We start from the raw sequence: 20,267 nt of genomic DNA on the forward strand, positions 1-20,267 counted from the left end.
CTGGCCGGGGTCAGCCGATGTCGTAGCCGAGCCGCTCGGCGAGCTTGTGCAGCAGCCCCGTCGCGGCGTCGGCGATCACGGTGCCGGGCGGGAAGATCGCGGCGGCGCCGGCGGCGTAGAGCTCGTCGAAGTCGCCGGGCGGGATCACGCCGCCGACCACCACCATGATGTCGGGCCTCCCCACCGCGGCCAGCGCGTCGCGGAGCGCGGGCACCAGCGTGAGGTGACCGGCGGCCAGCGACGAGACGCCGACGACGTGCACGTCGTTGTCGGCGGCCTGCTGGGCGACCTCGTCGGGTGTGGAGAACAACGAGCCCACGTCCACGTCGAACCCGATGTCGGCGAACGCCGTCGCGATCACCTTCTGACCGCGGTCGTGACCGTCCTGGCCCATCTTGGCGACCAGGATGCGGGGCCTGCGGCCGTCGGCCTCGGCGAACTTGTCCACGAGTTCGGTGGCGGTACTCATCTTCGAGATGTTGTCACCCGTCCCGGCTTCGTCGCGGTACACGCCCGAGATGGTGCGGATCTCGGCGACGTGGCGACCGTAGACCTTCTCCAGCGCGTCGGAGATCTCCCCCACGGTCGCCTTGGCGCGGGCGGCGTCGATGGCCAGAGCCAACAGATTGTTGCCCAGCCCGTCGGGGCCCGAGGTGCCAGAGGTCCCGGCCGCGCGGGTCAACGCGTCGAGTGCCGCGCGGGTGGCGTCCTCGTCGCGCTCGGCCCGCAGCTGCTCGAGTTTGGCCAGCTGCTCGGCGCGCACCCGGCTGTTCTCGACCTTGAGCACCTCGATCTCGTGGTCCTCGGCGACCTGGTACTTGTTGACGCCGATCACGGTCTGCGCGCCGGAGTCGATGCGCGCCTGGGTGCGGGCCGCGGCCTCCTCGATGCGCAGCTTCGGGATGCCGTCGCTGATGGCCTGGGCCATCCCGCCGTGGGCCACGACCTCGCCGATGTGCATCCGGGCGGCGGTCGCCAGCTGGTGGGTCAGCCATTCGACGTAGTACGACCCGCCCCACGGGTCGATCGGCCTGGTGGTGCCCGACTCCTGCTGCAGCAGCAGCTGGGTGTTGCGGGCAATGCGGGCCGAGAAGTCGGTCGGCAGCGCCAGCGCCTCGTCGAGGGCGTTGGTGTGCAGCGACTGGGTGTGCCCCTGCGTGGCGGCCATCGCCTCGATGCAGGTGCGCGCGACATTGTTGAACACGTCCTGCGCGGTCAGCGACCAACCCGAGGTCTGCGAATGGGTGCGCAGCGACAACGACTTCTCGTTCTTCGGGTCGAACTCGGCGACCAGCTCGCTCCACAGCAGCCGGCCCGCGCGCAGCTTGGCGACCTCCATGAAGAAGTTCATCCCGATGCCCCAGAAGAAGCTCAGCCGCGGCGCGAACTTGTCGATCGAGAGCCCCGCGTCGAGGCCGGCCTTGATGTACTCGACGCCGTCGGCGAGCGTGTACGCCAGCTCCAGATCGGCCGTCGCCCCCGCTTCCTGGATGTGGTAGCCGGAGATCGAGATCGAGTTGAACTTCGGCATCTTCGCGCTGGTGTAGCCGAAGATGTCGGAGATGATCCGCATCGACTCCTTGGGCGGATAGATGTAGGTGTTGCGGACCATGAACTCTTTGAGGATGTCGTTCTGGATGGTCCCGGCCAGTTTCTCCGGCGGCACCCCCTGCTCCTCGGCCGCCACGACGTAGAGCGCCAGGATGGGCAGCACCGCGCCGTTCATCGTCATCGACACCGACACCGACGACAGGTCGATGCCGTCGAAGAGCTGCCGCATGTCGAGGATGGAGTCGATGGCCACCCCGGCCATGCCGACGTCTCCCTGCACCCGCGGGTGGTCGGAGTCGTACCCGCGGTGGGTGGCCAGGTCGAACGCCACCGACAGACCCTTCTGCCCCGCGGCCAGGTTGCGCCGGTAGAACGCGTTCGACTCGGCGGCGGTGGAGAACCCGGCGTACTGGCGGATGGTCCAGGGCTGGTTGACGTACATCGTCGGGTAGGGACCGCGCAGGAACGGCGGAGCGCCCGGGAACGAGTCGAGGGGGTAGCCCGCGGCGGCGGCGGCATCGCGGTCGGCGGCGACGTAGACGGGTTTGACGTCGATGCCCTCGGGTGTCACCCAGTCGAGCTGTTCGGGGGTGTACCCGTGCGCGGCGGCCCCGGCGGCGACGTGCTCGGCGACGGCGGCCTCGGTCGCCGGCTCACCGGTGCGCTCGCCATGCAGCGGGACGTCGGCGAAACTCCGGATTCCGGTTGAAGCGGTCATCTCAGGCCCCCAATCGGGTGAGGAGGTTCGACAACGCCGCGACCGCGTCGATCTTGGCGGTGAGGTAGTCGTCGGGCTTCGGCTCCGCGTCGGCGACGGACTTCTCGGGGCCGGCGAGGTAGACGCGGGTGACGCCGGCCTCGCGGGCGGCCGCCACCACCGCGGCGGCGTCGGTGCCGTAGCGGGTGTCGGTGCCGCAGATCACCGCGACCGACGGGCCACCGGCGGCCGACACCGCCTGCGCGACGTCGGCGGCGCCCACGGTCCCCGGGTTGACGGCCTCGATCCCGCCCGAGGCGAGCAGGTTGGTGGCGAACGTCGCGCGGATGTTGTGCTCGGCGAGCGGCCCCATTGGCAGCAGCAGCACCTTCGGGCGGGCGCCCGTGCTCGCCAGCACCGCGTCGGACCGGTCACGCAGCGCTTCGAAACCGGCCGCGTAGCGGGCCACGGCGGTGAACGCCTCACCCGGCGGCAGCGCGGGTTCGTCGATGTTCGGGTACTCGTTGACACCGGTCAGCGCGGTGCGCCGGTGGGCGATGTCGTCGGCGCGCCGGGCGGCGACGTCGGCGATCTGCTCGGCGACGTGGTCGTGTGCGGCGACGAAGCCACCGCGGGCCTCGACGTCCTGGAAGTGCGTCCACGCCTGCTCGGCCAGCTGGGCGGTCAGGTCCTCGACGAACCAGGAACCGCCCCCCGGGTCGAGCACCCGGCCGATGTGGGACTCCTCGAGCAGCAACAGCTGGGTGTTACGGGCGATGCGGCGCGCGAACGCGTCCGAGGTGCCCGGGAATCCGCCCGGGATCGCCGCGTCGAACGGGTGCACCAGCACGGTGTCCGCTCCGCCGACACCCGCGGAGAACGCCGCCAGCGTGGTGCGCAGCATGTTCACCCACGGATCGCGCTGGGCCATCATCGGCAGCGACGACACGGCGTGCACGGTGGCCGCGCCCGCGTCCGCGGCGCCGACGACCTCGCATACCCGCGCCCACAGCAGCCGGGCCGCCCGCAGCTTCGCGATCGTCATGAACTGGTCGTCGTCGGCGGCGAAGCGGAAGCTGATCTGGCGCACCGCGTCGGCGACGGGCAAGCCGCCCTGCTCGAGCAGGCGCAGATACGACACCCCGGCCGCGACGGCGCCCGCCAGTTCCCAGGCGGCGCTCGCCCCGCGGTTGTGCAGCGCGGGCCCGTCGACGGTGATGGCCCGTACGTGGCCGCCGTAACCGGTGACCTTCGCGGCCGTCGACACGACCTCCGCCACGTCGGGCGCCGGCCGGTCGCTGAACGGTGTGGTGAGCGGGTCGGCGCCCAGATCCACCGAAAGACGTTCGCGCTGTTCGGCATCGAGGCCGGGCAGCAGGGCCAGCAGGGCTTCGGCGGCGGCGACGTAGTCGGCGCCCGCCTCGAGCTGAACCGGGACCAGGTCGAGGAACACCGAGTCGAGGAGCCGTCCGAGCTCGGCCGGCGCGACGCCGTCGGCACCGACGCGCAGCACCAGCGCGCTGACACCTTCGGTCAGGCCGAGCAGGATCGCGCCGTTGGTCTCGTCCGCGCCGCCCGGTGCGGCCGGGAAGGTCTCGGCGACCTTCCATCCGGACTTGACGTCACGCAGGGCGTCACCGCCGCGCACGTACGGCCACTGCCCCGGCAGCGACGGCTCGGGCAACTCGTCGAGGCTGGTGTAGAGGGGGCGGATCGCGAAACCCTCGTAGGTCGGCGAATCGAGCAGCCGGTCGGGTTCGGCGGGCAGGTCCGCGGGGTCCTTGCGGGTGCTCTTGGCCAACACCCCGGCTACCGCGGAGCGCCACTGCTCCAGACCGGACTCGACAGCACTGGCCCCCTGCACAGACACCGGCATTCTCCTGTTGTCGCAGCGTGTGACTGACGTATCCGCCCATCAGGCTAAATGATGGTGGTCACCGCGTTTCCCGCCGGTCGGCCGACGTGCCGGACGCCGCGGAACGGCTTCGGGCCGTAGGGTGGGTGAACGTGAAAGCCGTCGTCAGGACCCTGCAGGCCGTGCAGTCGACGGTGGCCGCCGCAGCCGTGCAGGTCCCCCGCCGACGCCTCGTCGCGATCGCCGCCGCGATTGTGATTCTCGTCGCACTCACCTGGTGGGTGCCGATCCCCAATGCGCTGGAGCTGCGCGACTGGGCGACGTCGGTCGGCGTTTGGTTCCCGCTGGTCTTCCTGGCCGCCCACATCGTGGTGACCACGTTCCCGTTCCCCCGCACGGCGTTCACCCTCGCCGCCGGTCTGCTGTTCGGCCCGCTGCTCGGCATCGCGATCGCGGTGGCCGCGAGCACCGTCAGCGCGCTGCTGGCCGTGCTGTTGATCCGCGCGCTCGGCTGGCAGCTCAACAACCTGGTCAGCCATCCCGCCATCGATCGCATCGACGTGCGGTTGCGGCGCCGCGGCTGGCCGTCGGTGATCGCGCTACGGCTCATCCCGGCCGTGCCGTTCGCCGTGCTGAACTACGCCGCGGGCGCGTCGGCGGTCCGCCTGCTCCCGTACTCGCTGGCGACGTTCTTCGGTCTGCTGCCGGGCACCGCGGCGGTGGTGATCCTCGGCGATGCCCTCACCGGGCGCGTCAACCCGCTGCTGGTGCTGATCTCGGCCGCCACCGCGAGCATCGGCGTCGTCGTGCTGCTCTACGAGAACCGCGTACAGCGGCGCAGGGCGACCCCGGTCACGGTGTCCTGACGTCCGGACCCTTCGCGGTCATCGCGCCGAACAGCACGAGCAGCGACGAGGCCGCGACCAGCCCCGGGCTCCAATCCCGGGCCCGCACATGGGACCCGGCCGCGAGCACGAAGTACACCGTCAGCATGAACGTGGTCAGCCGGGCCAGCGGCGGCCAGCGGAACACCGAAAGCAGCCCGACCGCGCTGGCCGCCTTGACGACGGGGATGAGCGGCCGCAGCTCCTCGGGGAGGCCGACGTCGTCGAACGCCTTCTTGATCGGCGCGATCGGTCTGACACACGCCACCGCGTCCGCGACCTGCATCGCCGCCAGGACGGCGTAGGTCCGGTTCGAGCCCAACGCGCTCATTGGTCCGGGCTGCCGTGGCGGGGCGCGCTGAGCTGGCCGGGGGGCTCGGTGGCCGACAGGACGCCGGGCCCCTCAACCGGGGTGCGGGCCTCAGCCTCGGCCTTGGCGACCGCCTGCGCGATCGCGGGGTCGGTCTCGGTGGAGAACCAGTCGGCCACCTCGTCGGAGTCGTCGTGGGCCTCCGGCCGTGCCTCCTCGGGCGTCGGCGTGTACCGGATGACCCCGTCCTCCCCCGGCGTGCCCAGCAGCTTCGTCATTCCCTGGAGCGCACCGGCGAAGTCGCTGGGCACCACCCAGACCTTGTTGGCCTCGCCTTTGGCCATCTCGGGCAGCGTCTGCAGGTACTGGTAGGCCAGCATCTCCGGGGTGGGGCGGCCGGCCTTGATCGCCGCGAACGTCTTCTCGATCGCCTTGGCCTGCCCCTGGGCCTGCAGATAGGCGGCGGCGCGTTCGCCCTGCGCCCGCAGCATGCGTGACTGGCGCTCGGCCTCAGCGCCGAGGATGGCGGCCTGTTTGGCGCCCTCGGCGGCCAGGATCTGCGCCTGCTTCTGGCCTTCGGCCTGTTTGATGGCGGCTTCGCGGCTGCCCTCGGCGGTCAGGATCATCGCCCGCTTCTCGCGGTCGGCGCGCATCTGCTTCTCCATCGAGTCCTGGATCGACGGGGGCGGGTCGATCGCGCGCAGTTCGACGCGCGCGACACGCAGACCCCACCGGTTGGTGGCCTCGTCGAGCACGCCGCGCAGCGCGGTGTTGATCTGGTCGCGTGACGTCAGCGTCTGCTCCAGCGTCATCCCGCCGACCAGGTTGCGCAGTGTCGTGGTGGTGAGCTGTTCCACGCCGACGATGTAGTTGCTGATCTGGTAGACCGCGGCCTGCGGATTGGTCACCTGGAAGTAGACGACGGTGTCGATCGCGACGGTCAGGTTGTCCTCGGTGATCACCGGCTGGGGCGGGAACGACACCACACGCTCACGAAGATCGACCCGGGCGCGGACCCTGTCGATGAACGGGATCAACAGTGTGAGTTGGCCGCTGACCGTACGGCTGTACCGGCCGAGTCGCTCGATGACCGCGGCCTCGGCCTGCGGGATCAGCGCGACCGATTTGGCCACCACGATGACGGCGAACACGACCAGCACCAACAGCAGGACCAGGCCGGCGACGGCTCCATCCACAGCGGACTTCCCTTCGGCTCAGGGGTTCTTCCAGACGACCGCGGTGGCGCCGTCGATTCGCATGACGGTCACCTGGTCGCCCGGTTCGTACACATCGTTGCCGTCCAGCGGCCGGGCCGTCCAGACCTCGCCCTCGAGTTTGACCTGACCGGCGTGCTGCGCGACGCGGTCGAGCACCAGCGCCTGCTTACCCTCCAGCGCCTTGGCCGGCTCGGGCAGTCCGGTTCCGGAGTAGAACCGCTTCCGCAGCAGCGGTCGAACCACACCCAGCAACAGCACCGACACCAGCAGGAAGACCACGCCGTCGGCCCAGAGAGGCCAGTCGAACAGCCAACTCGTCCCGGTGGCGGCCAGCGCACCGCCGGACAGCATCAGCAGGAACATGTCACCGGTCAGCGCCTCTGCCCCGGCCAGCACAATCGCGAGGATCAGCCAGATCAGCCAAACGGGCATGCCGCCAGCCTAACGCGTGAGGCGCCGGTGCAGCGGCGAACAACTACACTGCGGGCATCATGTGGTGTCCCAGTGCAACGCTGGCGGTGTGGGCCAATTCGTGGCTCGCGGGAACCGCCGCGCCCGACGACGTGCTCGACTCGCTCTCCGCTTGGGCGCCAAAGCATTCGGTGACCGCTTACGACTCCGCCGCGGCGGGCCGGACCGGTCTGCCGTGGCCCGATCTCAACGGCACCGGCGCGGTGTCGCTGCTGCAGACGCTGCGGACCGCGGCCGGTCCCGCACCGTCGGGCCCGTCGGTGACGGTCGCCCTGCCGGTGCCCGGCGATGTGCGGGGACTGCCCGCAGGCACCCAGTTCCAGCGCGACGCGATCGCCGTCGGCGAGGCCCTGATCGTCGCCGACCCGCACCTCCCGTCCACCACGGTGGGTCTGGTGCCCGACTTCGAGTTCGACGACGGCAGCGACGATCCCGAGTTCGACCCGGAGGTCTCGGCGCTGTCGTGGACGGTCTACTCGGCGCCCGCGACGCCACCTGCCGCGCACATCGACCTCGGTGAGGCGGAGTACGAACTGCGTTCGGCCGTGCGCGCGGCCGCCGAGGCCCTCGGCGCGCTGCGGGCCGGCATGGGCGGCGCCGACGTCGACGATCCGCGGGGCCTGGTCGAACAAGTGCTGGAGTCCGGACGCGGTCACCGCCTGCCCGATCACGCACCGAACCGGGCCGCCCGGGTGCTGGAGAACGCCGCACACGTCGACGCGATCATCACCGTGAGCTCCGGTCTGATGCCGATCGGGCTGCAGAGCTCCTCGGAGGTGCAGATCGCCAGCGATGCGCTGCGGCCGCTGGTGGGTGTGGTGCGGGCGGCGCGGATCGCCGCGCTGACCGCGATCCTGCACTCCGCCTGGCAGCGCTGACCCGGCCGCTACTCGGCGGGTTGGTCCGCTCCGCCGGCCTCCGCGGACGGCTTCGTATCCCGCTGCGGCAGAAGCGCTTCGAGCGCGGCCCCGGTGATCCGGCGAAACGCCCGGCGGGGCCGGTTGGCGTCCAGGATCGCCACCTCGAGCGTCGACGGGCCCAGCGTTCGCGGTTCGGACCCGTTGCCGCCGGACTCGAGCGCGTCGACGGCGATGCGCACCGCGTCGGCGAGTTCGGCGTTCTCGGTGTAGGAGTCGTTGAGCTTGGCGATGATCGGCTCGGTCGTCCCCCCCATCACCACGAAATGGGGTTCGTCCGCGATCGACCCGTCGTAGGTGATCCGGTACAGCTCCGGGGCTTTCGACTCGCCGAAGTGGGCCACCTCGGCCACGCACAGCTCCACCTCGTAGGGCTTGGCCTGCTCGGTGAAGATGGTGCCGAGGGTCTGCGCGTAGACGTTGGCCAGTTGTCGGCCGGTCACGTCGCGGCGCGAGTAGGCGTAGCCCTGGGTGTCGGCGAAGCGGATCCCGCCGCTGCGCAGGTTGTTGAACTCGTTGAAGCGCCCTACCGCGGCGAAGCCGACGCGGTCATAGAGTTCGCTGACCTTCTGCAGTGACCGCGACGGGTTCTCCGCGACGAACAGGACGCCGTCCGCGTAGGCCAGCGCCACCACGCTGCGGCCGCGGCTGATCCCCTTGCGCGCGAGCTCCGAACGCTCGCGCATCGCCTGCTCGGGCGAGATGAAATACGGGAAACTCACGAATCTGTACCTCGCGGCGCATGCGCGTCAGGGCCGAAAGTGTCGGCGCGGGAACGGTTCTGGATGACCTCACGGGCGAGTCCGGCGATGCGCTCCTGGGTCACCTCTTCGGCGCCGTCGGCGGTGATCAGCACGGCGGTCGGGAAGATACCGCGCACCAGATCCGGTCCGCCGGTGGCGGAGTCGTCGTCGGCGGCGTCGTAGAGCGCCTCGACCGCCACGCGCAGCGCCGAATCGGCGTCGGTCACCTGATGGTAGAGCTTCTTCATCGACGACTTCGCGAACAGCGAGCCCGACCCCACCGACTGGAAACCCTCTTCTTCGAGGTTGTGCCCGCCGGCGGCGTCGAACGACACGATGCGGCCCGCGGCCTGCGGGTCGGGGTCGTCGAGGTCGAAACCGGCCAGCAGCGGCAGGGCCACGAAACCCTGCAGCGCCGCACCGAGATTGCCGCGCACCATGGTGGCGAGCCGGTTGACCTTGCCCGCGAAGGTCAGCGCGACGCCTTCGAGCTTCTCGTAGTGTTCGAGTTCCACCGCGTACAGGCGCGCGAATTCGACCGCGATCGCGGCGGTGCCTGCGATGCCGGTCGCCGTGTAATCGTCGGTGACGTACACCTTCTGCACGTCGCGGCTGGCGATCATGTTGCCCTGTGTGGCGCGCCGGTCACCGGCCATCACCACACCGCCGGGGAACTTCAGGGCGACGATCGTCGTGCCGTGAGGCACCGCGTCGGTCGGCCTCACGGGCGCCTCGCCACCGAACGGCAACAGATGGGGAGCCTGGCGGCGCAGCATGTCGGAGAAGGACGACAAGTCCATGGGTACGGAGGGAACCCCTCGGGTCGTGGAGCGGGAATGGGGGGGAAGGTCAGGGAAGGCCAGCTGCTCGAGGTGCGGCCAGGTCACTGTCCGCCCTTTTGGACGTAAGCGCGCACGAAGTCCTCGGCGTTCTCCTCGAGGACGTCGTCGATCTCGTCCAGCAGGTCGTCGGTCTCCTCGGTGAGCTTCTCGCGACGCTCCTGCCCGGCGCCCGTGCCGCCGGAGAGGTCGTCGTCCTCGCCGCCGCCACCACCACGCTTGGTCTGCTCCTGCGCCATCGCCGCCTCCTGCACTTGTCATCGGCGGGCCCACAGCCACCCACCGGTTACTCCACACTACCGGTCGGCGTCCGGATTGCCCGGGATAGCCGGGCTTTCCGACCGGCCGTCAGGTGGCGGTCAGCTGCTCGACGAGTTGGACCGCGCTGTCGACCGAATCGAGCAGCGCCCCCACATGCGCCTTGCTGCCGCGCAGCGGCTCCAGCGTCGGGATCCGCACCAGCGAGTCACCGCCGAGGTCGAAGATCACCGAGTCCCAACTGGCCGCGGCGATGTCGGCGCCGAACCGGCGCAGGCACTCGCCGCGGAAATACGCGCGGGTGTCGGTGGGCGGGCTGTCGACGGCATCGAGCACCTGCTGTTCGGTGACCAGGCGCTTCATCGATCCACGGGCCACCAGCCGGTTGTACAGCCCCTTGTCCAACCGGACGTCGGAATACTGCAGGTCGACCAGGTGCAGCCGCGGCGCCGACCAGCCCAGGTTCTCCCGGTGCCGGAACCCCTCCAGCAGCCGCAGCTTGGCCGGCCAGTCGAGGATCTCGGCGCACTCCATCGGGTCGCGCTCCAGCAGGTCGAGCACCTCGGCCCAGGTCTCGACGACGTGCGAGGCCCGCGGATCGGGGTCGCGCGAGTCGACGAGTTTGGCCACCCGGTCGAGGTAGATGCGTTGCAGCGCCAGCGCGGTCAGTTCACGGCCGTCGGCGAGCGCGACCGTCGCCCGCAGCGACGGATCCCGGCTGATCACGTGCACCGCGTGCACCGGCCGGGCCAACGCCAGGTCGGAGAGGTCCATCCCCTCCTCGATGAGGTCGAGGACCAGCGAGGTGGCGCCCAGTTTGAGATAGGTCGACGTCTCGGCCAGGTTGGCGTCGCCGATGATGACGTGCAGGCGCCGGTACTTGTCGGCGTCGGCGTGCGGCTCGTCGCGGGTGTTGATGATGCCGCGTTTGAGCGTGGTCTCCAGCCCGACCTCGACCTCGATGTAGTCGGCGCGCTGGGACAGCTGGAAGCCGGGCTCGTCCCCCGAGGGGCCGATGCCCACCCGGCCCGAGCCGGTGACCACCTGACGCGACACCAGGAACGGGGTGAGCCCGGCGATCACCGCGGAGAACGGGGTCTGCCGGCTCATCAGGTAGTTCTCGTGCGAACCGTAGGACGCGCCCTTGCCGTCGACGTTGTTCTTGTAGAGCTGCAGCTTGGCCGCACCCGGCACGCTCGCGACGTGGCGCGCCGCGGCCTCCATGACCCGCTCGCCGGCCTTGTCCCAGATCACCGCGTCGAGCGGGTCGGTGCACTCGGGTGCGGAGTACTCGGGGTGCGCGTGGTCGACGTAGAGCCGCGCGCCGTTGGTCAGGATCATGTTGGCGGCGCCGACCTCGTCGGCGTCGACGACCGGCGGCGGGCCGGACGCCCGGCTCAGGTCGAACCCGCGGGCGTCGCGCAGCGGCGACTCCACCTCGTAGTCCCACCGGGTCCGCTTGGCCCGCTGGATACCGGCCGCCGCGGCGTAGGCGAGCACCGCCTGCGTCGACGTCAGGATCGGGTTGGCGGTCGGATCGGACGGTGAGGAGATACCGTATTCGACCTCGGTTCCGATGATCCGCTGCATGACCTCAGCGTAGGTGACGCTCCCAGGGTCCCGTCACCGGCGGTTGCGGCGATCGGGCCGGGTTGATGAACTGTTGCCCTATGACCGGCGACAGTGTCGCTGATCCTGCCGGGATTCTGATGCTGGTGGTCTTCACCGCGACTGAAGGGTGACCATGAGTCAGCTTGCGCCGGCCCGGCCGGACACCGCCGCGCAGTGGTTCCTCGACCGTGGCGTACCCGCTGTGCTGGGGCCTCGGGCCCGCTGGACGCATGTGCTGGCCCGCAGCGCGACCGGCCTGGCCGGCTACGCCGCCCTGTCGGTGGTGAACCTGCTCGTCGCGGTGCTCTCCGGTGGCGACGACATCGACGTCGACGGCGACCCGACGGTCATCGAATGGCTGGTCCTGCTGCTGCTGGGCCTCATCGTGCCCGCCATCGTGGCCGCCGCGTGGGGAGCCTCCCGCGTCCGGGCGCCCGGGGCGCGGCGGAGAATCGCGGTCACCGCCATCGCGGTGGCCGTCCTCTGTGACCTCTACCCGGCCGGTCCGGTCGATCTGCTGACCGACCTGGTGATCGACGCGGCGGTGGTGGTCGCCATCGTGGTCGCGACGGGGCTGGGTGTCGGTTCGGTCCTGACCTGGGCGGGCCGAACGACGCTGGCGCACCTGGCGTCGGCGGGTGCGTTGGCGGCCCGCGCGCTGCCGGTGGTCCTCCTGACCGTGCTGGTCTTCTTCAACGGCCCGGTGTGGTCGATGGCGGGCGAGCTCAGCACCGACCGGTTCTGGCTGATCGTGGCCTTCATGACGACGCTGGCCATCTCGTTTCTGACCATGAGCATGCGCGAGCGTGTCCGTTCGCTGACGACCGCGCCGGCCGGGCGTGGGGGCGGCGACGCGCTGCTCACCGGCTCTCCGTTCGCCGGGGAGGTGCGCTCGGGCGCCGCGCCCCCGCTGAGCACCGGCGAACGTTTCAACCTGCTCCTGGTCGCGGTCGCCTCACAGGTGATCCAGATCCTCACGGTCGCGCTGGTGACCATGGCTCTGTTCTTCGTGCTGGGCCTCATCGTGGTGAGCCCCGCCGTGCTGACGCGGCTGACCGCCGGGCACACCGATCGGGCAACGTTCCTCGATGTCACGTGGCCCGTTCCGCTGGCACTCCTGCATGTCGTCCTGTTCCTGGGCGGGCTGACGTTCATGTATCTCAGCGCCCGGGCGGCCACCGATCCCGAACATCGCGTCTCGTTCCTCGATCCTCTGATCGAGGATCTGCGGGTGACGCTCGTGGCCCGGGACGTGTTCCGGGCGGTCCCCTGACAGCGGCTGCTCGCTGCTCACCTGACCAGACACGAAAGCTCCCGCACGCACGGCGTGTCGGGAGCTCTCGCGTCTACCGCTCGCAAGATCAGAGGTACTGCCCCAGGTTGCTCTCGGTGTCGATCGCCCGGTTGGCACTGCTGCTCTTGCCGGTGACCAGCGTGCGGATGTAGACGATCCGCTCGCCCTTCTTGCCCGAGATGCGTGCCCAGTCATCCGGGTTGGTGGTGTTGGGCAGGTCCTCGTTCTCGGCGAACTCGTCGACGATCGAGTCGAGCAGGTGCTGGATCCGCAGGCCACGCTGGCCGGTCTCCAGCACCGACTTGATCGCGTACTTCTTGGCCCGGTCGACGACGTTCTGGATCATCGCGCCGGAGTTGAAGTCCTTGAAGTACATGACCTCTTTGTCGCCGTTGGCGTAGGTCACCTCGAGGAAGCGGTTGTCGTCGATCTCCGCGTACATCCGGTCGACGACCTTCTCGATCATCGCCTTGATGGTCAGCGCCCGGTCGCCGGAGAACTCGGACAGATCGTCGTCGTTGACGGGCAGTTCCTCGGTGAGGTACTTGCTGAAGATGTCCTGCGCCGCTTCGGCATCGGGCCGCTCGATCTTGATCTTGACGTCCAGGCGGCCGGGCCGCAGGATCGCCGGGTCGATCATGTCCTCGCGGTTCGAGGCGCCGATGACGATGACGTTCTCCAGGCCCTCGACGCCGTCGATCTCGCTCAGCAGCTGCGGGACCACCGTCGTCTCGACATCCGAGCTGACACCGGTGCCGCGGGTGCGGAAGATCGAGTCCATCTCGTCGAAGAAGACGATCACCGGCGTGCCCTCGGACGCCTTCTCCCGTGCCCGCTGGAAGATCAGCCGGATATGACGCTCGGTCTCGCCGACGAACTTGTTCAGCAGCTCCGGGCCCTTGATGTTGAGGAAGTACGACTTCGCCTCGCGGGCGTCGTCGCCGCGCACCTCGGCCATCTTCTTGGCCAGCGAGTTCGCGACGGCCTTGGCGATCAGCGTCTTGCCGCAGCCGGGCGGGCCGTAGAGCAGCACACCCTTGGGCGGCCGCAGCGAGTACTCGCGGTAGAGCTCCTTGTGCAGGAACGGCAACTCGACGGCGTCACGGATCTGCTCGATCTGACGGCCGAGGCCGCCGATGTCGCTGTAGCTGACGTCGGGCACCTCTTCGAGGACCAGATCCTCGACCTCGGCCTTCGGGATGCGCTCGAACGCGTAGCCGGCCTTGGTGTCGACCAGCAGCGAGTCGCCGGGGCGCAGCCTGCGGGGCCGGTCGTCGTCGAGTTCGGGTCCGGCGACCTCGCTGTCGGGGAGGTGTTCGACCGACACCAGCGGCTCGGCCAGCCAGACGATGCGCTCCTCGTCGGCGTGGCCGACGACCAGTGCGCGGTGCCCGTCGGAGAGGATCTCGCGCAGGGTGCTGATCTCACCGACGGCCTCGAAGGTGCCGGCCTCGACCACCGTCAGCGCCTCGTTGAGGCGGACGGTCTGCCCTTGCTTGAGCGCCTTGACATCGATGTTGGGCGAGCAGGTCAGCCGCATCTTGCGTCCGGAGGTGAACACGTCCACGGTGTCGTCCTCGTGGGCGGCCAGCAGGACGCCGTAGCCACTCGGGGGCTGTCCCAGCCGGTCGACCTCCTCGCGCAGCGCGAGCAGTTGCTGACGCGCTTCCTTGAGGGTGTCCATCAGTTTCGCGTTGCGCGCGGCGAGGGAATCGATCCGCGCCTCGAGCTGGTGCACGTCGCGGGCGCTGCGCAGACCGCTCTGCGGGCCTACCGCGTTCTCGAGCTGCTCTCGGAGGGCGGCTGCCTCACGGCGCAGCTCCTCCAGCTCCGCGGCGTCCTCGCTGGACAGGCCGGACTCATGGGGTGTCGTGAAACCGTCATCTCTGGCTTCGTGACGCTGTGACTCACTCATGTTGCGCCCCTTTCCCACACCGAATAGTGGTGCAGTAACAACTTCAACGCTACCGGCGATTCAGACTTTGTGTGCGGCGTAGGGAGTTCGACACACCCGCAGCACTGTTAACCTCGATTCCGAGTTGGACAGATCGAAAGGACAGCCGTGACCCTGAAAACCCTCGTAACCGGCGTTGCAGCAGCCGCTGTAGTAGCAGGTGGCGCGGCAGGTGTGACCTCCATTGCATCGACCACGGTGGCCTCGCCCGCCGTGGCGCCGGTCGTGTTCGGCGTACCGATGCCGCAGGTTCCGGCACCCGACCTGGCAGGCCCGCTGACCCAGACGCTGCAGGCCCTCGCGGGCCCCGGCTCGTTCCGTGGCAAGGCGCCGTTCATCCAGGGTGGCATCGGCCGCATCGAGGCGCTCACCGCCGACCGCGCGTACAGCAACGCCGCGGCGCAGGGCAAGTTCCCGCTGAGCTTCAGCATCGCCAACGTCGATCAGAACGGCGGCGTCGCCACCGCCGACGTCACCGCGACCGCGGCCGCCGGCGGCACCGCCACGCAGAACATCGTGTTCGTCTCCGGTCCCAGCCCGAGCGGCTGGCAGGTGTCGAAGGGCTCCGCCCTGAACCTGCTCTCGGCGGTCGGCTGAGACATCCGTCGGTGCCGCAACGCACCATGACCGCAGTGGTCCGAAGCGCCGTCACCCTCGTGGTGGCGGCGTTCGGCCTTTCGGTCGGACTCAGCGGGTGCGGCAGCGACAACCCACCGGCCCCGCCGCCGTCGCCGGTGTCCTCCGCCCCGGCCGCGGCTCCGAATCCCCCGGTGCCCGCGCCGCTGCCGCCGCCCAGCGCGCTGACCGACGTGCTGTACCGGCTCGCCGACCCCAACGTGCCGGGCACCGAGAAGGCCGGCCTCATCGAGGACGCCGGCCCCGGCGACGCGGCGGCGCTCGACCGGTTCGGCAAGGCGTTGGCGGACAACGGCTATCACCCGATGACCTTCGACGCGGCCGACCTGGCGTGGACGGCCAGTGGTGTCGATGTGGTGGCCACCGTGATCGCCCGGACGCCGCCGGGCCGCACCGGGGGCGACTTCACCTTCCCGATGGAGTTCGCGCGGACCCCCGACGGCACCTGGCAGCTCACCCGCGACAGCGCCGACATGCTGCTCGAGGTGGACGCCGGCCAGAGCCCACCGCGGTGACCCATGTGGATCGGCTGGCTCGAATTCGACCTGCTCCTCGGTGACGTGCGCTCGCTGAAACAGAAGCGTTCGGCGATCCGGCCGGTGATCGCCGAACTGCAGCGGCGGTTCACCGTGTCGGCGGCCGAGACCGGGTCCCAGGAGCTGCATCGCCGGGCCGGGATCGGGCTGGCCGTCGTGGCCGCCGACCGCGCCCACGTGGTCCAGGTGCTCGACGCCGCCGAACGACTGGTCGCCGCCCGCCCCGAGATGGAGTTGCTCTCGGCCCGCCGCGGTCTGCGGCGCAGCGACGACGACTAGCCTTCCGGCTGCTCCGTCGGCGCGGCGAGTTGACGCTTGCGGCGCAACGGGATCGGGGCGACCGCGCCGGGCGCCAGCCGCCGGGCGCTGATGAGGAAGGCGGTGTGTCCGCGCATGGTGTGCTGGGGGCGCACCGCCAGACCGACGACGTACCAGCCGCGCTGCATGCTCTCCCAGGCGCGCGGTTCGGTCCAGCACTGCTGGGCGCGCAACGCCTCCACCGCGCGCGACAGCTGCGTGACGGTCGCGACGTAGATCATCAGCACGCCGCCCGGCACGAGGTGGCGCGAGACGGTGTCGAGCACCTCCCACGGCGCGAGCATGTCGAGCACGACGCGGTCGACCTCACCGCCGCTGTAGTCGTTGAGGTCGGCGATGACGAGGTCCCAGTTGTCGGGCCGCTCCCCGAAGAACGTGTCGACGTTGCGTGCGGCGTGCACGGCGTGGTCGTCACGCACCTCGTAGGACGTCACCCGGCCGTGCGGTCCGACCGCCCGCAGCAGCGAGCAGGTGAGCGCACCCGAGCCGGCGCCGGCCTCGAGCACGCGCGCGCCGGGGAAGATGTCGCCCTCGTGGACGATCTGCGCGGCGTCCTTGGGATAGATGACCTGCGCCCCGCGCGGCATCGACATCACATAGTCGACGAGCAGCGGCCGCAGCACCAGGAACTGGTCTCCGCTGGTCGATTTGACGACGCTGCCCTCGGGCAGCCCGATGACGCCGTCCAGCGCGATCATCCCGCGATGCGTGTGGAATTCGCCGCCCGGCGTGAGCAGCATCGTGTAGTGACGCCCCTTGGCGTCGGTGAGTTGGACGCGGTCTCCGACGGCGAACGGACCGGTTCTGGGCATAGTCGCCCAGCCTGCCAGTCGGCGTGCCGCAGCGGGTCCGCGGGGTTGCGCTGATCTGTCGGAGACCCGTCCTAAGCTGCAGAGCATGAGCGAACAGCCCGCGCCGGTCCGGCGTCCCGCGCTGTCGCCGTCGCGGGCCGCCGACTTCAAGCAGTGCCCGTTGCTGTACCGGTTCCGCGCGATCGACCGGCTGCCCGAGCCGCAGTCCACCGCACAGTTGCGGGGGTCGGTGGTGCACGCCGCGCTCGAGCAGCTGTACACGCTGCCCGCGGCGGACCGCGGGCCCGACACGGCGCTCACCCTGGTCGCCCCGGCCTGGGAGCGGGTGGTCGCCGAACGACCCGAGGTGGCCGACGACATCGAGCCCGCGGTGCGCGACGCGCTACTCGGTGAGGCCCGCGCCCTCCTGGCGGGCTACTACCGCCTGGAGGATCCGACACGGTTCGACCCGCAGTGCTGTGAACAGCACGTCGAGGTCGAACTCGACGACGGCACCCTGCTGCGGGGATTCGTCGACCGCATCGACGTCGCGCCGACCGGCGAACTGCGGGTGGTCGACTACAAGACCGGGAAGGCGCCGCCGGAGGCGAGGGCGCTGGCCGAGGCGAAGGCGCTGTTCCAGATGAAGTTCTACGCGGTGGCGCTCCTGCGCTCCCGCGGCGTGCTCCCCACGCGGTTGCGGCTGCTCTACCTGGCCGACAGCCAGGTGCTGGACTACTCGCCCGACCTCGAGGAGCTCATCCGGTTCGAGCGCACACTGACCGCGATCTGGCGGGCGATCCTGGCGGCAGGGGCCACCGGGGACTTCCGGCCGAAGCCGTCGCGGCTGTGCGACTGGTGCTCGCACCGCCCCCTGTGCCCGGAGTTCGGCGGCACCCCGCCGCCCTACCCGGGCTGGCCGGAGCGACCGGCGGCGTGATCGGCCACCTCTATCACCGGTTGCCGGACGACGGCGGCCTCGATGCGTTCGAGTCGACCGCCGACACCCGCAGCAACTGGGATCCGGCCATCCAGCACGGATCACCGCCGCTGGCGCTGCTCACCAGGGCCGTCGAGGATCTCGCGGCCGGCAGTGGGCTGCGCGTCGGCCGGCTCGCTCTCGACATCCTCGGCGCGATCCCCGTGGCGCCGGTCCGGGTGCGCGCCGAGGTGCTGCGGCCGGGCAACCGGATCTCGCTGATGGCCGCCGACATGCTCGCCGAGCGCCCCGACGGCAGTCTGCGCGCGGTGGCTCGGGTCACCGCGTGGCTGCTTCTGCCCAGCGACACCGCGGACGCCGCCACCGACCGCTATCCGCCGCTGACCGAAGGCGAGATGTCGGGTGTGGCGCATGCGTGGGAGGGCGCCCCGGGGTACCTGGAGACGGTCAGCTGGCGCCGCCAGGCCGACGACGGCAACTCCGCGGTGGCGTGGTTGACCCCGCTCGTCCCGGTCGTCGACGACGAGCCGACGACGGCGCTGCAGCGGCTGGCGATGGTGGTCGACTCGGCCAACGGCATCGGCGCGGCGCTCGATCCCCAGGAGTTCATGTTCATGAACACCGACACCGTCGTGCATCTGCACCGCTTGCCCGAAGGCGCGGATTTCGGTCTGCGCACCCGCGGGTCGATCGGACCGGACGGGATCGGCGTCACGACGGGCGAGATCTTCGACCGCCGGGGTTTCATCGGGACGTCCGCCCAGACGCTTCTGGTACAGCGGCAGCGGTGAACCACCTGGCCTGCCAGTTCGAGCTGGCGTGGGCACTGGCCGAGCTGCACCTGTCCGCACTCGCCGACGACGACTTTCTCTGGGAGCCTGCCGACGTCGTGTGGACGGTCCGGCGCGACGACGCGGGCATCTGGCGGGCGGACTGGGCCGAGCGCGAACCCGATCCGATCCCGGTGCCCACGATCGGCTGGCTGACATGGCACATCACCTGGTGGTGGTCGGTGACGCTGGCCCATCTCGACGGCGACGAACCACCCGGACGCACCGACATCACCTGGCCCGGCGGCGCCGCGGCGGTGTCCCGCATCACCGAGCTGTCCACACGCTGGCGGGCGGTCCTCGACCGCCTCACCACCGCGGACCTCGAACACCCGTCGGCATTTCCGTGGGGCGCCGACGGCGAGCGCACCGTCGCGGACACGGTGCTGTGGCTGCACGTGGAGCTCACGAAGAACGTCGCCGAGATCGGACAGCTCCGGATGCTGCGGGCGGTATCGCACTGAGCCCGTCGAGCAGCACGTCCAACCCGAACGCCAGGGCGGCGTCGGCGTCGTGGGCCGCGCCACGGGCCTCACCGGCGGCCGTGCCGATGCGCGAGGCCAGCGGATAACGTTCGGCGATCTGGAGCCGGGCGAGCTTGACACTCTCACGCTCCCACCATTGCCGCGGCGGCTCCTGCTCGCGTTCCCGGCGGGCGTGCGCCAGCGCGCGTGCGCAGGACCGGGCGAAGTCGAGCACCAACGCCAGGGCCGCGTCCTTGTCGACGTCGCCGAGCGGCAACGGGTCCACCGCGCCCAGTTCTCGTTCGTACTTGGCGAGCGTGCCCGGCCCCAGGACCGTCCGCTCGGATTCGATCTCGGCCAGCCACGGGTGCCGGCCGAACAATCGCAGGTTGTCGTGGACGACGGCGGTCAGCCGTTCCCGCCAGTCGCCGGCCGGTGCGGTGACGTCCATATCGGCCCGGCACTGGTCGGCCATGAGTTCGAGCAGCTGCTCGCGGCTGCGCACATAGGTGTACAGCGTCATCACCGGGACCTCGAGCGCGGTGGCGACATCGCGCAGCGTGAACGTCGATCCGAGCCGGTCGGCGACCCCGATGGCGGTGCCGACGATCTGATCCGCGCTCAACTTGGGTGGGCGGCCGCGACGCGCCGGGAGCGGTCTCTCGTGGCGCCACAGCAGGTCGACGGTGTCCATGGGGGCCATCCTCGCTTGCATTTCCGTACTCAGTACGGATACTTGATCTCGTACATGATACGAGAAAGGTGCCCATGAATATCACCGCCACCGCGATCTCGCTCAACGTGCCCGATCCGCAGGCTTCTGCCGACTTCCTGACCGCTCACGTCGGCTACACGATTGCCATGCAGGCCGACGGGTTCGTGTCGCTGGAACATCCGGGCGGTGGGCCGAACGTGATCTTCCTGCGCACCGGACTCGCCACGTTCACACCGGCCCACCGGGCCGGCACCGCGGGCGAGGGCCTTCTGCTGGTCTTCGTCGTCGACGACGTCGACGCCGCATTCGAGGCGGTGTGCGCCGGCGGCGCGCCGGTCGTCACCGCTCCCGAGACCGAGCCGTGGGGTGAGCGCTACTGCCAGTTCGAGGACCCGAACGGAATCATCGTCCAGTTCGTCCAGTGGGTCTGATCCGC

General features: G+C 70.3%; 22 protein-coding genes. 10 read left to right on the forward strand and 12 right to left on the reverse strand.

Annotated features, from left to right (window positions below; translation table 11 throughout):
* Positions 1-10: 10 nt before the first annotated feature.
* Both scpA and mutA read right to left on the reverse strand, forming a co-directional pair.
* Positions 11-2,269, reverse strand: coding sequence for a methylmalonyl-CoA mutase (scpA, locus tag AU196_RS09485; RefSeq protein WP_059094847.1), 2,259 nt, complete (start codon positions 2,267-2,269; stop codon positions 11-13).
* A 1-nt stretch (position 2,270) separates the two neighbouring features.
* Positions 2,271-4,124 carry a methylmalonyl-CoA mutase small subunit gene (gene mutA, locus AU196_RS09490; RefSeq protein ID WP_197415740.1) on the reverse strand — a complete coding sequence of 618 codons (1,854 nt, stop codon included), beginning with the start codon at positions 4,122-4,124 and terminating at the stop codon, positions 2,271-2,273.
* A gap of 131 nt (positions 4,125-4,255) precedes the next feature.
* Between mutA and AU196_RS09495 the strand changes: the two genes are divergently transcribed.
* A complete protein-coding gene (locus tag AU196_RS09495) occupies positions 4,256-4,969 on the forward strand; it encodes a TVP38/TMEM64 family protein (RefSeq protein WP_231737483.1) in 714 nt (237 codons plus the stop codon).
* Here the strand turns inward: AU196_RS09495 and AU196_RS09500 are convergent.
* The 3 genes from AU196_RS09500 to AU196_RS09510 are packed head-to-tail and all read right to left on the reverse strand — an operon-like array spanning position 4,956 to position 6,946.
* Positions 4,956-5,318, reverse strand: coding sequence for a DoxX family protein (locus AU196_RS09500; RefSeq protein WP_059094849.1), 363 nt, complete (start codon positions 5,316-5,318; stop codon positions 4,956-4,958). The two genes, AU196_RS09495 and AU196_RS09500, sit on opposite strands and share 14 nt — an antisense overlap.
* Positions 5,315-6,493 (reverse strand): SPFH domain-containing protein, encoded by a 1,179-nt coding sequence (locus AU196_RS09505; RefSeq protein WP_059094850.1) that lies wholly within the window; start codon positions 6,491-6,493, stop codon positions 5,315-5,317. Before AU196_RS09505 ends, AU196_RS09500 begins: the two co-directional genes overlap by 4 nt.
* An 18-nt stretch (positions 6,494-6,511) precedes the next feature.
* Positions 6,512-6,946, reverse strand: a complete 435-nt coding sequence (locus AU196_RS09510; protein WP_059094851.1) for an NfeD family protein — start codon at positions 6,944-6,946, stop codon at positions 6,512-6,514.
* 59 nt (positions 6,947-7,005) lie between these two features.
* On the opposite strand from AU196_RS09510, the gene AU196_RS09515 reads away from it, so the two are divergent.
* On the forward strand, positions 7,006-7,863 hold the full coding sequence (locus AU196_RS09515) for an Rv1486c family protein (protein ID WP_059094852.1): 858 nt from the start codon (positions 7,006-7,008) through the stop codon (positions 7,861-7,863).
* Positions 7,864-7,871: 8 nt separating this feature from the next.
* Here the strand turns inward: AU196_RS09515 and prcA are convergent, their stop codons facing one another.
* The 4 genes from prcA to dop all read right to left on the reverse strand — a co-directional run bounded on the left by prcA (position 7,872) and on the right by dop (position 11,332).
* On the reverse strand, positions 7,872-8,624 hold the full coding sequence (gene prcA, locus AU196_RS09520) for a proteasome subunit alpha (protein WP_059094853.1): 753 nt from the start codon (positions 8,622-8,624) through the stop codon (positions 7,872-7,874).
* A complete protein-coding gene (prcB, locus tag AU196_RS09525; RefSeq protein ID WP_059094854.1) occupies positions 8,621-9,532 on the reverse strand; it encodes a proteasome subunit beta in 912 nt (303 codons plus the stop codon). Before prcB ends, prcA begins: the two co-directional genes overlap by 4 nt.
* Complete coding sequence (locus AU196_RS09530; RefSeq protein WP_059094963.1) at positions 9,529-9,723, reverse strand: ubiquitin-like protein Pup; 195 nt, start codon at positions 9,721-9,723, stop codon at positions 9,529-9,531. Before AU196_RS09530 ends, prcB begins: the two co-directional genes overlap by 4 nt.
* Before the next feature lie 109 nt (positions 9,724-9,832).
* Entirely contained in the window at positions 9,833-11,332 is a 1,500-nt protein-coding gene (gene dop, locus AU196_RS09535) for a depupylase/deamidase Dop (protein WP_059094855.1), read from the reverse strand.
* Positions 11,333-11,486: 154 nt separating this feature from the next.
* Between dop and AU196_RS09540 the strand changes: the two genes are divergently transcribed.
* The gene (locus AU196_RS09540; RefSeq protein WP_157546191.1) at positions 11,487-12,626 is read left to right on the forward strand and encodes a hypothetical protein; all 1,140 of its coding nucleotides are present in this window, start codon (positions 11,487-11,489) and stop codon (positions 12,624-12,626) included.
* 88 nt (positions 12,627-12,714) lie between these two features.
* On the opposite strand, the gene arc is transcribed toward AU196_RS09540, so the two are convergent.
* Complete coding sequence (gene arc / locus AU196_RS09545; RefSeq protein ID WP_059094857.1) at positions 12,715-14,562, reverse strand: proteasome ATPase; 1,848 nt, start codon at positions 14,560-14,562, stop codon at positions 12,715-12,717.
* A 147-nt stretch (positions 14,563-14,709) separates the two neighbouring features.
* Between arc and AU196_RS09550 the strand changes: the two genes are divergently transcribed.
* The 3 genes from AU196_RS09550 to AU196_RS09560 are packed head-to-tail and all read left to right on the forward strand — an operon-like array spanning position 14,710 to position 16,052.
* Positions 14,710-15,198 (forward strand): MTB12 family secreted protein, encoded by a 489-nt coding sequence (locus tag AU196_RS09550; protein WP_197415741.1) that lies wholly within the window; start codon positions 14,710-14,712, stop codon positions 15,196-15,198.
* A 26-nt stretch (positions 15,199-15,224) separates the two neighbouring features.
* Complete coding sequence (gene lppK, locus AU196_RS09555; RefSeq protein ID WP_059094859.1) at positions 15,225-15,752, forward strand: lipoprotein LppK; 528 nt, start codon at positions 15,225-15,227, stop codon at positions 15,750-15,752.
* 3 nt (positions 15,753-15,755) lie between these two features.
* Positions 15,756-16,052, forward strand: a complete 297-nt coding sequence (locus tag AU196_RS09560; protein ID WP_059094860.1) for a DUF503 domain-containing protein — start codon at positions 15,756-15,758, stop codon at positions 16,050-16,052.
* On the opposite strand, the gene AU196_RS09565 is transcribed toward AU196_RS09560, so the two are convergent.
* Complete coding sequence (locus tag AU196_RS09565; RefSeq protein WP_059094861.1) at positions 16,049-16,903, reverse strand: tRNA (adenine-N1)-methyltransferase; 855 nt, start codon at positions 16,901-16,903, stop codon at positions 16,049-16,051. The two genes, AU196_RS09560 and AU196_RS09565, sit on opposite strands and share 4 nt — an antisense overlap.
* Positions 16,904-16,988: 85 nt before the next feature.
* Between AU196_RS09565 and AU196_RS09570 the strand changes: the two genes are divergently transcribed.
* Genes AU196_RS09570 through AU196_RS09580 form a run of 3 tightly spaced genes read left to right on the forward strand, consistent with a single transcriptional unit; the run spans position 16,989 to position 19,116 of the window.
* Entirely contained in the window at positions 16,989-17,822 is an 834-nt protein-coding gene (locus AU196_RS09570; protein ID WP_059094862.1) for a RecB family exonuclease, read from the forward strand.
* On the forward strand, positions 17,819-18,613 hold the full coding sequence (locus AU196_RS09575) for a thioesterase family protein (RefSeq protein ID WP_059094964.1): 795 nt from the start codon (positions 17,819-17,821) through the stop codon (positions 18,611-18,613). Before AU196_RS09570 ends, AU196_RS09575 begins: the two co-directional genes overlap by 4 nt.
* Positions 18,610-19,116: a DinB family protein gene (locus AU196_RS09580; protein ID WP_059094863.1), complete on the forward strand. Its 507-nt coding sequence runs from the start codon at positions 18,610-18,612 to the stop codon at positions 19,114-19,116. Before AU196_RS09575 ends, AU196_RS09580 begins: the two co-directional genes overlap by 4 nt.
* On the opposite strand, the gene AU196_RS09585 is transcribed toward AU196_RS09580, so the two are convergent.
* Positions 19,058-19,810, reverse strand: a complete 753-nt coding sequence (locus tag AU196_RS09585) for a TetR/AcrR family transcriptional regulator (RefSeq protein WP_059094864.1) — start codon at positions 19,808-19,810, stop codon at positions 19,058-19,060. The genes AU196_RS09580 and AU196_RS09585 overlap by 59 nt on opposite strands.
* A gap of 74 nt (positions 19,811-19,884) precedes the next feature.
* Here AU196_RS09585 and AU196_RS09590 point away from each other — a divergent pair, with 74 nt between their 5' ends.
* Positions 19,885-20,262: a VOC family protein gene (locus AU196_RS09590; protein WP_059094865.1), complete on the forward strand. Its 378-nt coding sequence runs from the start codon at positions 19,885-19,887 to the stop codon at positions 20,260-20,262.
* Positions 20,263-20,267 lie beyond the last annotated feature (5 nt).

This window comes from Mycobacterium sp. IS-1742, assembly GCF_001500125.1.
In the GTDB taxonomy this organism is placed as follows: Bacteria; Actinomycetota; Actinomycetes; order Mycobacteriales; family Mycobacteriaceae; genus Mycobacterium.

What these genes read in the sequence shown, in the direction of transcription:
- dop (WP_059094855.1), bottom strand. Translation starts at nt 11,332, where the DNA reads ATGCAGCGGATCATCGGAACCGAGGTCGAATACGGTATCTCCTCACCG.
- AU196_RS09565 (WP_059094861.1), bottom strand. Translation starts at nt 16,903, where the DNA reads ATGCCCAGAACCGGTCCGTTCGCCGTCGGAGACCGCGTCCAACTCACC.
- AU196_RS09530 (WP_059094963.1), bottom strand. Translation starts at nt 9,723, where the DNA reads ATGGCGCAGGAGCAGACCAAGCGTGGTGGTGGCGGCGGCGAGGACGAC.
- AU196_RS09500 (WP_059094849.1), bottom strand. Translation starts at nt 5,318, where the DNA reads ATGAGCGCGTTGGGCTCGAACCGGACCTACGCCGTCCTGGCGGCGATG.
- mutA (WP_197415740.1), bottom strand. Translation starts at nt 4,124, where the DNA reads ATGCCGGTGTCTGTGCAGGGGGCCAGTGCTGTCGAGTCCGGTCTGGAG.
- AU196_RS09510 (WP_059094851.1), bottom strand. Translation starts at nt 6,946, where the DNA reads ATGCCCGTTTGGCTGATCTGGCTGATCCTCGCGATTGTGCTGGCCGGG.
- AU196_RS09570 (WP_059094862.1), top strand. Translation starts at nt 16,989, where the DNA reads ATGAGCGAACAGCCCGCGCCGGTCCGGCGTCCCGCGCTGTCGCCGTCG.
- AU196_RS09590 (WP_059094865.1), top strand. Translation starts at nt 19,885, where the DNA reads ATGAATATCACCGCCACCGCGATCTCGCTCAACGTGCCCGATCCGCAG.
- lppK (WP_059094859.1), top strand. Translation starts at nt 15,225, where the DNA reads ATGACCGCAGTGGTCCGAAGCGCCGTCACCCTCGTGGTGGCGGCGTTC.
- arc (WP_059094857.1), bottom strand. Translation starts at nt 14,562, where the DNA reads ATGAGTGAGTCACAGCGTCACGAAGCCAGAGATGACGGTTTCACGACA.
- AU196_RS09540 (WP_157546191.1), top strand. Translation starts at nt 11,487, where the DNA reads ATGAGTCAGCTTGCGCCGGCCCGGCCGGACACCGCCGCGCAGTGGTTC.
- scpA (WP_059094847.1), bottom strand. Translation starts at nt 2,269, where the DNA reads ATGACCGCTTCAACCGGAATCCGGAGTTTCGCCGACGTCCCGCTGCAT.
- AU196_RS09585 (WP_059094864.1), bottom strand. Translation starts at nt 19,810, where the DNA reads ATGGACACCGTCGACCTGCTGTGGCGCCACGAGAGACCGCTCCCGGCG.
- AU196_RS09560 (WP_059094860.1), top strand. Translation starts at nt 15,756, where the DNA reads ATGTGGATCGGCTGGCTCGAATTCGACCTGCTCCTCGGTGACGTGCGC.
- AU196_RS09515 (WP_059094852.1), top strand. Translation starts at nt 7,006, where the DNA reads ATGTGGTGTCCCAGTGCAACGCTGGCGGTGTGGGCCAATTCGTGGCTC.